At 41.5% G+C, this 12,462-nt stretch carries 8 protein-coding genes; 6 read left to right on the top strand and 2 right to left on the bottom strand.

Features of this window, described 5'->3' with window-relative positions; all coding sequences use genetic code 11:
* Positions 1–127: 127 nt before the first annotated feature.
* Positions 128–829: a DVUA0089 family protein gene (locus PI95_RS25495; protein ID WP_039747966.1), complete on the bottom strand. Its 702-nt coding sequence runs from the start codon at positions 827–829 to the stop codon at positions 128–130.
* Positions 830–1,370: 541 nt separating this feature from the next.
* On the opposite strand from PI95_RS25495, the gene PI95_RS25490 reads away from it, so the two are divergent.
* The 4 genes from PI95_RS25490 (at position 1,371) to PI95_RS25475 (ending at position 7,741) form a co-directional block, all read left to right on the top strand.
* Positions 1,371–3,596: an AAA family ATPase gene (locus PI95_RS25490; RefSeq protein ID WP_163519190.1), complete on the top strand. Its 2,226-nt coding sequence runs from the start codon at positions 1,371–1,373 to the stop codon at positions 3,594–3,596.
* A 237-nt stretch (positions 3,597–3,833) separates the two neighbouring features.
* On the top strand, positions 3,834–5,507 hold the full coding sequence (locus tag PI95_RS25485) for a serine/threonine protein kinase (RefSeq protein WP_039747969.1): 1,674 nt from the start codon (positions 3,834–3,836) through the stop codon (positions 5,505–5,507).
* 212 nt (positions 5,508–5,719) lie between these two features.
* Positions 5,720–6,739, top strand: coding sequence for a hypothetical protein (locus PI95_RS25480; RefSeq protein ID WP_039747971.1), 1,020 nt, complete (start codon positions 5,720–5,722; stop codon positions 6,737–6,739).
* A gap of 381 nt (positions 6,740–7,120) precedes the next feature.
* Complete coding sequence (locus tag PI95_RS25475; protein WP_163519189.1) at positions 7,121–7,741, top strand: hypothetical protein; 621 nt, start codon at positions 7,121–7,123, stop codon at positions 7,739–7,741.
* 51 nt (positions 7,742–7,792) lie between these two features.
* Here the strand turns inward: PI95_RS25475 and PI95_RS25470 are convergent, their stop codons facing one another.
* The gene (locus tag PI95_RS25470) at positions 7,793–8,308 is read right to left on the bottom strand and encodes a PM0630 family protein (RefSeq protein WP_201280601.1); all 516 of its coding nucleotides are present in this window, start codon (positions 8,306–8,308) and stop codon (positions 7,793–7,795) included.
* A gap of 270 nt (positions 8,309–8,578) precedes the next feature.
* On the opposite strand from PI95_RS25470, the gene PI95_RS25465 reads away from it, so the two are divergent.
* Positions 8,579–10,462: a serine/threonine-protein kinase gene (locus PI95_RS25465; protein WP_039747973.1), complete on the top strand. Its 1,884-nt coding sequence runs from the start codon at positions 8,579–8,581 to the stop codon at positions 10,460–10,462.
* Positions 10,463–10,684: 222 nt separating this feature from the next.
* Positions 10,685–12,280 (top strand): AAA-like domain-containing protein, encoded by a 1,596-nt coding sequence (locus PI95_RS25460; protein ID WP_039747975.1) that lies wholly within the window; start codon positions 10,685–10,687, stop codon positions 12,278–12,280.
* The last annotated feature ends 182 nt before the right edge of the window (positions 12,281–12,462 follow it).

Here is a 12,462-nt window from a genome sequence, read left to right as displayed (position 1 = left end):
AAAACTCTCTCAAACTCTTATTTCTCTGTGTTCTCTGCGCCTCTGCGGTTCGTTTTATCATTATTCTGCGTAAGTCCTGAGGATGAAACTTTCTACTGTGCTAATCAAAACCTCTCCAAAACTCAAGTCAGGAAATACCGTTTATAGTTCTACCCCGCTGTCTTCTACGCGAGGCAATAGCACCTGTACTCAAAACACCAAAAGCTAATAAACCTAGTCCAGAAGATGCTTCCGGGATTGCTTTAGCACTAGCAGTTTGAACACCGGTGAGGGTGATAGTATAACTCCCACTGTCCAATATCAAGCCATCAAACTCCTCAAGTTGAAATCCATCACCAATACCAGATGGTTTCAAAACTGTTTGAAAAGGAACATCGGGGAAATCTGAGAAAATTTTACCTTTACTACCAACAGGATCGTAGTCAAAGCCAGAGATCCCTAAGTAATAGATACCAGGGTTACTGGGGGAAAATTCACCCTTCGGCAAAGTAGCTTGTTTTGTATTAGGACTCTCGTCGTCGTTTGCGTAAATACCTTTGCCGTTTGAATCGAATAGAAATAATTGTGGATCGGCAAGACTACCTGGATTGATTTTAGTCGTAGCTGAGAAGGTCTTTCCGCCAGTTAGGTAGATTTGAAATAAGTTAGCAGGATTCGTTTGGGAGATTGTCCCAGAGATAGACTCCAACGATAACGACCCCGATGGAATAACTTGAGCTGTAGTAAGAGTCTCACCAGCTTCTTTAGTTTGCGTAAAACTAACAGCTTTTACCTGAGTTGGTAGCAGCACCAGTGCAAATATGACTGTTTTCCATGCAAAATTTTTCATTAGCTAAATCCATCTTTATATCCAGCCAGCTATGTCTGGAAAAGCACTTATAACGAACACTTATTAGAGTGCCACTCCTTTAGCTCAGGTTCCAGTCCAAAAAGTGTTCATTTTTTGCTCATTTCTTGCTCATTTTTTTCTAATGATGAAACAAATTTTAGATTCATGTTTAGAGCTATTTGTCAATATAATTATTTTCTTTAGTCGAATAAATTAAACACCAAATTTAGTGGCTCATTATTAACAGCCACACTAGCACCGAACAAAAAAGTTGAAATCGAGCTTATATGTAAAGTATTGTTACACAAGCGTTTCTTTTAGGTGCGACCTTGCAACACTTTTGCTAGGTTGTACCAGTCGCAATTGGGGGAGCCAAACCAATGCTACCTAACTTTGGTTACCTAGTACTGATTCTGTAGTATTGCGCCTTTAAGCTTCTATATAAAATTTATAAATTTTGTCAAAATAAATTTTATAAATCAAAAACATCCTTCATACTTTAAAACAGTAATCCTACGTAAAATTTGAGGAAGGGATGGCAATGACATCTCTATTACAGCGACTAAGTGCAGAACGAAATCGCAGATTTGTAGGACGTGGACGGGAACTGGAGCTATTTCATCATGCGATCGCGTCTCCAGAATTACCTTTTCACATTTTGCACGTCTTTGGTCCTGGCGGTGTGGGCAAGACAACCCTCATGCAGCAGTTTTTGCGATTTTGCGAACAGTCAAAAATATCAACTATCTACGTAGAAGGACGTAATATAGAAGCTGCGCCAGAATCTTTTGTTAGCACGTTGCGATCGTTGATGGGATTGAATGAATCAGATTCTCCTTTGCATGTGCTAGCCCAAAAACAAGAACGTAATGTAATTTTAATTGATACCTATGAAGCTATTACCCAGCTAGATGAATGGTTGCGGGAAGGATTCTTACCCCATTTGTCTGTTGATACCTTAATTGTGATTGCTGGACGCAATCCCCCCTCATCTGCTTGGTGTAGCGATCCAGGTTGGCAAGCTTTGATGCACACCTTGTCCCTACGCAACCTTACCCCAGAAGAAAGTCAAACTTATCTTACCACACGAGATATTCCCACCACACAACACCAGGCGATTCTAGAATTTACCCACGGACATCCTCTAGCATTATCTTTGGTTGCTGAGGTGTTTGCTCAGGAAAAAGAAATCTCTTTTCAAGCAGAATCTGCTCCCAATGTTGTTAAAACACTGTTGGAAAGATTCATAAAAGAAGTACCAACGCCCGCACACCGTATGGCTTTAGAAGCTTGTGCGGTGATCCGGCTGACTACCGAAGCCGCACTAAATCAAATATTGGCTGCGCCTGAAAATACTTTGGCTGGTGAGGCTCACTCTTTAGGGGAAATACTTGATGTTCACGATTTATTTGAGTGGTTGCGCGGACTGTCGTTTATCGAATCAGGGCAATTAGGTTTATTTCCCCACGATTTAGCACGCGAAGTTTTAATTGCTGACTTGCGTTGGCGTAATTCGGAATTTTACACTGAATTACACCACCGAGCGCGTCAATACTATACTAAACGACTAGGACAAACCCAAGGGCAAGAAAAGCATCGAGTGCTGCTTGATTATATTTTTTTGCATCGGGATAACTCGGCTATTCGATCCTGTTTCACCTGGGGTGAGCAAAGTAGTTTATTGACAGACCGGCTACGGGAAACTGACAAAACTGCACTGCTGGCGATGGTGGCACAATACGAAGGCGAAGAATCAGCAAAAATAGCAGCTCACTGGTTGAAGCGCCAACCGCAGAATATAGTAGTATTTCGTGACTTGCACTCCGAACTTGCGGGATTTGCAATGATGGTGGCATTGCACACAGCAACTGTTGAAGATTTGAGTGCAGATCCGGGCGCTCTTGCATCTTGGCAATATCTCCAAACCCATGCACCATTACGCAAGAGCGAAGGCGCAACTATTTTCCGCTTCTGGATGGCGCGGGACACCTATCAAGCTGTTTCCCCCACCCAAAGTCTAATTTTCATTAATTTTGTGCAGTATTTTCAGAACACACCGGGGTTAGCATACACCTTTCTACCTTGTGCCCAAGCAGATAGTTGGACAGCAATGTTAAACTACTTCGACTTAACACGACTTAGAGAAACTGATTTTACAGTTGGGGGAAGACACTATGGTGTTTATGGGCATGACTGGCGAATTGTGTCACCTGCCACATGGAAGGAAATTTTGGCACGAAAAGAGGTTACAACTGCCGGAGAATCTGTAGATAATACTCCAGTCGGTGAATCTCTGTTAGTTCTTAGTCAGCCAGAATTTGTGGAGGCGGTGCAGAATGCGTTACGTAACTTTAGTTGTCCTGATGTATTACAGAATAATCCATTAATGCGATCGCGAAGCGTACAGGAAGTGTTCTGGCGCTTAGTGTCAGAACAAGTTGCCACAAAAGCAAGTATGAGCGAGAGTCCTTTGGACACGCAACTCACAGAGAAGCCGTCCTCTGGGCACTTACGCGATGCCTGCGTCGGGCAAAGCCAACGCATTAACGTTTTACAAAATCTGGTGAAACAAGCAGTTGAATCCTTACAATCATCCCCGCGTGATGAAAAACTCTACCGCGCTGTTTATCGAACTTATTTAAATCCCGCCCCCACGCAAGAACAAGCAGCTGAGTTACTAGATTTGCCTTTCAGTACCTATCGCCGTCATCTGAAAGCTGGAGTGACGAGAGTTACAGATATTTTATGGCAAAGAGAAATTAGCTAAAGTGCGAAAATTACGAGTGCGGAGTGCGATATTAATGGAAGCTTGAATATTATTAGAAAGGCATTTGGGGATGAGGTTTTCGCTTCAAACTCAATACAGGACTTTGTAGTTAGTCCAACAAGGATTACTCCTTGTAAACAGATAATTTAGGCAACTGTCTTATTTGTCTATATTGTTTGAAACTATACTTAGAAGGTAAAATACAGGACACGCCTTGTCCTCAAGCTGCGCTAGTTTATGCAAATGCTGTTAGACGATCGCTATCGAATTATTCAGACTTTGGGAAGCGGTGGATTTGGTGAAACTTTCTTAGCAGAAGATACCCAAATGCCATCAGGTCGTAGGTGTGTAATTAAAAAGTTAAAGCCGATTATTAATAATCCTCAAGTTTACCAACTAATACAAGAACGTTTTCAACGGGAAGCGGCAATTTTAGAAGACTTAGGCGGAAATTCTCACCAGATTCCCAGATTGTATGCATACTTCCAGTTAAATGGACAATTCTATTTAGTTCAAGAATGGATTGAAGGTGACACGTTAACAGCAAAACTTCGCCAGTCGGGTTTATTTAGTGACACTGTTGTGCGGGAAATATTAGTGAACTTGTTACCAGTTTTGGAATACGTACACTCTAAAAGAATTGTTCACCGCGATATCAAACCAGATAATATTATTTTGCGTCAACGCGATCGCAAACCTGTATTGATTGACTTTGGTGCAGTCAGAGAAGCTATGGCAACGGTGGTAAATTCTCAAGGAAATCTTACCAGTTCAATTGTAATTGGTACACCTGGATATATGCCGAGCGAGCAAGCAGCGGGTAGACCGGTTTATTCGAGTGATTTATATAGTTTAGGGCTGACGGCAATTTATTTACTAACAGGGAAACAGCCGCAAGAATTAGAAACAGATTCGCGTAGCGGGGAAATTGTTTGGCGTTCTTTCGGTTTGAATGTTAGCCCGACATTAGCGGGAGTAATTGATCGAGCGATCGCTTATCATCCACGCGATCGCTTCTCCAGCGCTAAAGAAATGTTGTCAGCATTGCACTCTAATTTTGCAATTCCTTCTACCATACACGTCACACAACCACCAATAGTAACTGCACCCTCAGCAACACCTCAAAACATGATTTCCTTTACTCCAGCAACACCTATCCATCAAGGTAATGGACAAAGAGGAATCCTTCTTGCCAGTTTAATCGCTGGTGGTTTAATTGGTGCTTCTATTATCATTGGTCTTGCTCTTAACAAACAACCTCAACAAGTAGCACAACCAATAACAGAATCTAATCCACAAACTACTACACTGCCAGATTCTCAGGACGAAGCACAACCTGTAAAATCCCAACTTCCCAAAACTTCAGAACCTTCAACAAATAATGACGAAACCGAAGAAAATGCACGACTGATAAAATCGCAAATTTCTAGAACTTCAGAACCTTTAATCAACAACGACAAAACCCAGGAAAACGAACAACCGATAAAATCCCAACTTCCCAGACCAGTATATTCTCAGCCGATTCTTACACAAACTCCAACTTCTGAAACTTCTTTTTCAACACCGACACAAATTGATAAACCATCACCAAAACAAGCTGTGCAAAATTATTTTGTAACTATTAATCAAGGTCAATATCCAACTTCTTGGAAACAACTATCTCCGAGCTATCAAAGTGATAAAGCTATTCACCCCGATGGTTATCTTTCCTACATTGATTGGTGGGGTGGAAAAGTTCAAAATGTGGATATTGAACAACTTAGTTTGGTGGAAGAAACTACAAACACAGCTACAGTAAATAGTCAATTAAAATATTTACTGAAAAGTGGGAAAGAAGTTCCTGAATCTGTGCGTTTTTCCCTGATATGGGATGCAGAAAGTAATAATTGGTTAATTTCCGGAGCAAAGTAATTTTTGCAAAATTGGCAGGTATAAAATTAGAAAATATTTATCTAACTATAAACGAATACGCTTGGTGTTAAGACAATATTGCTCGAGCGATCGCGTGCTTGGGCAGCCGCAGCAAGCGGCTTTGCTTATAAATTAGAAAATTACTTTGTATAATAAAAAACACATTCGCGTTTCCCCTTAAACACAGGACGTGTACTTTAGCAAGGTCTTTTATGAACAGCTCGGATAAGGCAAAACGAATCGTATCTCCCTGGTGGCGCTGGCCTCTTGAAGCTTTTTTTCCTGATAAAAAATTTGATGGACAATTTCAAAATCCAGGTAGCGAAGAGGTTTTCGATTTTGACTGGGTGATGGCATCTCAATACCCAATCGCCACGATTGCATCTGAAATCGTCTATTATCCAGAAAACGATAAGCGCGAACTTTTTGCCATATTTGTCTCTGGGCTGGGACAACGTGAGTCAGAATCTTCAAGAAGGAGCCGCAGGTATGCTACTACTCTCTTAACTGGCATCGCCAATATGAACAACTCCACTTTTCTTAAACAACGTCCAATTATCGCTTTCATTAACCGATACCTTGACTGGATTAATGCAGGTCTTGACTATGTTGGTTTATCTGGTAGTCCAGTCATTGAAAACGCGGCAACTTTGATTACTTATGCCGTCAACAACGCGATAATTCTTAATTTATCAGGCGATAGTCTTGGAACAATTTTTTTGGCTAGAGCTCTTGAGCTTGCTAAAAGAAACTTTATCTGTAGACACGCTAGGGTGTTTGACTTTCGAGAACGACGAATTCAAGAACAGAAGTGGAAGCAGCGCACTAGTCAACTGATCAATGTCTTCACCTTCGGTAATGGCTATCGAAAATGGGTACTAGGTCCAAATTACATTATGGTTTTCATTCAAGGCGATCCATTAGCAGAGAAATATGGAATTACACCCCAAAGAGCTATTAAGCAAAAACGAGACGATATAAAATTTTTGATATTTCCGCGTTTGTTTCCTAAAGGCAGCTTTGAAGCGCATAACATGATGTTTACAATCGAACTTCTTCGCCAAACCTTTCAAAAAAATCAGATTGAAGTTGGTGATTTTATGAGCTTATATAACAAACTCAATTCCAGCACCCTAGAAATTGCCACACCCGATGAAGTATCATGGCCCAGCGACATGAAAAAGTACGTATGGAATCAAGACAGCCTAAAGTCAATTCCATCTTTATCGTGACATGAATTGCTGCATTTTTTACAACATATCATGTCCGGTTAATTGCCTATATTGTAGAGACGTTCCACACTCCCACGTCTCTACGACGGTTGCAATGTTTTTATTAATGTTAATTAAGCGGACATGTTATCATGTGTTGATCGCAAAGCGTTCCTTGCGTGGAAGCCTCACCTCCAAATTCTCTTTTACTAGGGGGAAGAGCCAAAAGGAACTTTTGGTAAGGAGAGATCAAAGCAGGGATGTATGTTAATCAACCAAACTTGATATGATTCTAAATACCATAAAACTGCATTTTTGTAAAAGGTTTAAGAATTTGGAACTTTGAGTTTCACAACTCAGTCAAAAACAGTTGACCCGAATTGCGATTAGATGAGCCGTCCTATGAAGCAACTGTTGGTTATTACTGCTTTGGTTTCACCACTTTGCTTAATTGCATCAACACAAGTGCTTGCTCAAACGCAGCCAACAGAAGAGCAAATTCAACAAGCTTGTGCCAATCGGCAGATTGACAAACTGCCTGCACCGTTTTCGGATGTCCCAAAAGAACACTGGGCATCTGAAGCTGTAGCGAATCTATATTATTGTAAATCAGCGCGGCGAAATGCATCTACTAGCGAACTAAAAACCGCGCCTGACAAGGTAACAATAAATGGACGTTCCTATGCAATTGATACTTACTTGTGGCGTAATTTTATGCCAAGTACCACTGCAAATAATAAGGGAATGATGGCGAGTGTCCGCTTGAAAGCACAAGATGGAAAACCAGTAGCATCGACATTAACTGCTGATAAATTGTGGCTGATTAAGAGTAATGGCGAAACGATTTGGGAAACTACCTTTTCTGAACAACCGAGAATTTCTAACTCCAAAGTCGAGATGGTAGTTAGGGGTGGACCCAATTTAGAACCTGGTAGCGTGGTTGATGTAGTGGTTCGCTTGCAAAATGGGAATAAGACTTATTTAGTGCGATCGCCTTCTCAAACAATTCAACGCACATATTAAAAGTAGTGAGGGCTTCAGCCCTCATATTTAAGCACACACGAGTGCTTACTACTACTTAACTCGAACCACTTCAAACTCGAAAGCAGCAATACGCCGATTATCAATGTAAACTTCTATCTTATGCTTACCACTCGGATCGCCAGGAGCAATAGTCCAGAAGTTTTCAATCATACCATTTTGAGCTACCTGAGTACGAGTAGTTACACCTTCAGTACCATTTGCTGATAATGAGAAGTTTTCACCATTATCTGTACCCCAATTTTCTGGTTGTTTTGGCAATCGCAGAACTTCTCGCCATGTAACTTCACCCTTGTAATCTTTGAGTTGAATTCGCCATCCGTAACGCCTTTTCTCTTGAAGAGGTACTCTCGTTGTCGGAATGAAGGTAACATTACCTCTTGCGCCTACTCTCTCAACTCCGAATTCAGCTTTCGTGACAGAAATCAGTTTAGAATTTCTTTCTTGAGAAGTCGCGAACGCCCGATCCGCCAAAACCGAAGTTATCAAGGGAGATGTCAACCAAAAAGAAGCTAGCACAAGGGTAGTCGCCCAAACTCTCAAAAACATACTTTTTCTATGAGATATTCCTAGTTATTAATAGAGGAATATCAACTCGTGTTCCGGACACACTCTATGAAAATTGGGAATACTGTCCTAGTTCGTAGTGAGGGCTGAAGCCCTCATAACTTCGATTTCAAGGGCTGAAGCCCTTACTACAAAGAGGGGAGTGCAAAATGGGGAAGCTATTTTAGAGAAGACGGGATATATTCTTTCTCAACAGTCGTCTCGGCATTTGATATACATTTGAAGGGGTGATGACTTCTGACGTAACGAAGCATGACAACAACGCTGCTGAACAATCGCTATCAAGTAATCGAGGTACTCGGCGCTGGTGGGTTTGGTGAAACCTTTCTGGCAGAAGATACCTATATGCCTTCTCGCCGTCGCTGTGCGATTAAGCAACTCAAACCGATCGCCGCCAATGACCCGCAAACCTATAAACTGGTTCGACAGCGGTTTGAACGAGAAGCGGCGACTTTAGAAAATCTTGGCAAAAGTAGTGACCAAATTCCCGAACTCTACGCCTACTTTCCTGAGAATGGGCAGTTTTATTTGGTTCAAGAATGGATTCACGGTCAAACCCTAACACAGATTGTCGCCGCGAAAGGATTACTCAACGAAACTACTGTACGAGAAATTCTTTTGCGTCTGCTGTCAGTTTTGAATTATGTCCATAGCAAAGGCATTATCCACAGGGATATCAAGCCGGATAATATTATTTTGCGCTCTAGCGATCGCAAGCCGATTTTAATTGATTTTGGTGCAGTCAAAGAAACGATCCGTTCGGTTGTCGGTACACCTGGATATCCTACTCAATCGCTTGTGATGGGTACACCTGGATATATGCCGAGCGAACAAGCTGTCGGACGCCCAGTTTATGCTACTGATATATATAGTTTAGGCTTAACGGCGATTTATTTACTGACTGGCAAACACCCGCAAGAACTAGAAACCAACCAGCAAACAGGAGAAATACTTTGGCAACAATATGCCCCGAATGTATCTCCAGGTTTGGCGATAATACTAAATCAGGCGATTAAGCCGCACGCAGGCGATCGCTATTCGACTGCTAGCAAAATGCTACATGCTTTGCAGTCTGTTAGTTCTATTCCTCCACAGTCAGCGCCAAGTGCTGCCACAATAGCTTTAAATCCTGTAGCTGCCCAAAAGCAAACTCCGCCACCTCCGACGCAAATCAAGCATAACCGAAACAGACGAAAGCCTGCTTGGATTGTCGGTGGTTTAGTTGCGGGTGGCTTAATTGGTGCAGTTGCGATCGCTAATCTTACTCGTCAACCCCAACCAGAAGCTTCAATTGCGACATCGCCAAATACGGAAACTACTGAAGAAGCTTCGTCAGCAACTCCAACTCCTACCCCAGAAACTTCAGTTTCCACCGACGAACCCGCCGATACGCCCATTGCTTCCCAACCTGACCCAGCACCAATTATACCTACCTCACCGCAGCAGCAACCAGCAAAGCCTGCACCGACTTCGCCCTCAATTGCAGCCACTACAGAGCCAGAAATCCAGGAACCACGTACTTCATTAGAAAAAAAATCAGCAGATATACCTGTACCGATAGTACCTGATGAAACCCCTGCTGCATCTACCTCACAGCCACAAATAGAACAACCGCCTGAAATTCCCAACCCTGATGTAAGTCCACCAGCGAAGAAAATCAAAAAACCTCCCAAGGAAGCGATCGCTACTACAAGCATACAAAGCGTCCCCGCATTTCCTACAGGTACGGCAAGAAGCAGCGTAGAAGCCACTTTGGGCAAACCAGCCAGAGATTATAGAGGTGCTTGGGGCAATACCCGTGCTGTCACTTACACCTTAGTACCGAATCAAATTGACCTTGGTTACTTATTTGACCGCAATTCCGGAGAACTGCGCCAAACTGAAGCCGCTTTTGCCCAATCTGTAGACCCCCAAGTAATGCAGACAACCTTAGAGGGAATGTTAGGTGGGCAAGCAACTGAAGAAATCAAGCAGGGACTCCAACAAATCCAACAACGTCAAAAAGATAATGTCAGCTTTACCCAAGGCGGATTAAAAGGTCAGATTGTACGTCAGGAGTGTGATTTAATTTACATTAGTATTTGGGATGCCAACTTACATGATTTTGTGAGTGTGTCTCAAAACAGAAAGTGTTAAACCTATTACTTAGTAAAACATTGCACGCATTTCATAACGAAAATCACAAAAGAAGACTCTGCGTTACTTTGCGCTTACCTTAGCGTTACTTTGCGTTTAAAAACGCTTTTCAGGAATATTACCCAAAAAGTGTGAGATATATAATTAAGGCTATTTCGTAGCGATACTCCACAGGAGTCGCTTGGTAATAGCGCTGTTGCTCTTTAAAAATTTAACTTTCTAATGAGCATTTCTCAAATTCGGAATATCTTACTTTTATCAGCAAATCCTAAAAAAACCAGCCAACTGCGTCTAGCTGAGGAAATGCGCGAGATTAAGGAAGGGTTGAGACTGTCAGAGAATCGTGACCTATTTTCAATTAGTGCAGCAGAAGCTATACGTCCCAGAGACATACGTAGAGCTATTTTGACATATCAACCACATATTATTCACTTTTCTGGGCATGGTTCTCAAGAAGAAGGTTTAATATTTGAAGATGAAACCGGTGCAGTCAAATTTGTTGATGGGTCAGCTTTAGCTGGTTTATTTGAATTATTTGCAAATCAAGTTGAGTGTGTTGTCCTCAATGCCTGCCATTCCAAATATCAAGCTGCGGAAATTGCCCGACATATTAATTATGTAGTGGGAATGAGTCAGGAAATTCAAGATAAAGCTGCAATTGAATTTGCTGTGGGTTTTTATGATGGACTGGGAGCGGGTAAAGGTTATGATTTTGCTTATAAATTAGGTTGTAATGCTATCTTGACAGCTGGAATCAAACAACATTTAATCCCAGAGTTAATTCAATCTCAGAATTTAAAATCGCCATTATCATCAACAGTATCCCAGAATATATATATTGAAAGACCTCCAAGTGAAGCAAAATGCTATCAAGAGATTTTACAACCAGGAGCGCTGATTCGCATCAAAGCTCCGCAGAAAATGGGTAAAACATGGCTTTTGGAGAATTTGCTGTCATACGCTAGAGAGCAGGGTTATCAGACAGCAAAATTAGATTTACAGCAAGCCGAAAACTCAATTTTGGATAACTTGAAAAGCTTCTTGCAGTGGCTGTGTGTTGATGTTTCTGACAGCTTAGACATTGAACCTCAAGTTAATGAAACTTGGCAAGACATATATGGTGTGAATAAAAATTGTACTCGTTACTTTCAAAAGCATTTATTATCAGTTAGCGAAAGTCCCTTAGTCTTTGCGATCGATAATTTTGAGCGGCTGTTTCAATATCCAGATATTTTCTCTCAATTTTGCTTACTCTTGCGGGGTTGGTATGAAAATGCCAAAGGAGGAGACAGGGTAGCTAATATTTGGAAGAAACTGCGGTTAGTGGTAGTTCATTCCACTGAAGTTTATCCTTCTTTGGATAGCAATCATTCACCATTTAATGTTGGTATACCAATTGAACTACCGGAATTTAATCAGCAGCAAATAAAAGCTTTTGCGACTGGGTATGAGTTAGATAAACAATTAGGACAAAATTTAATTAAGTTGATGGAGTTGATAGGAGGACACCCTTATTTACTGCAACAAGCATTTGTTAACCTCAAAAGTCAGCAAATTAACCTAGAGCAATTGTTTACCCTTGCACCGACAGAAGAGGGAATATTTAGCGATTATCTGCGACAACTATTATGGCATTTACAACATAATCCTTCGCTAGAGGTAGGGTATAAAAAAGTGGTAAGGGCAAATGCACCTGTACGACTTGATGCTGAAGTTGCATTTAAGCTGCATAGTTTGGGGTTAGTGAAACTTTCAGGTAATGATTGTCTTCCTAGCTGCGATTTATATCGTCAGTATTTTTCTGAGCGTTTGGGGTGATTTCGTAGGGTGTGTTAGCTTTGCTAACGCACCATCCGATATTTTCGGTGCGTTAGGACATTCGTCCTAACACACCCTACTGGCGTGGCTTGGCTAAATGTGTGCATTATCGGTGCTTGACCGAATTCAATAAACGACTGCCCAAATTCAATAAACGACTGCCCAAATTCAATAAACGACTG

This window comes from Hassallia byssoidea VB512170 (genome assembly GCF_000817785.2).
Classification (GTDB): domain Bacteria; phylum Cyanobacteriota; class Cyanobacteriia; order Cyanobacteriales; family Nostocaceae; genus Hassallia; species Hassallia carrinoi.
This window is presented reverse-complemented; position numbering and strand designations above follow the sequence as displayed.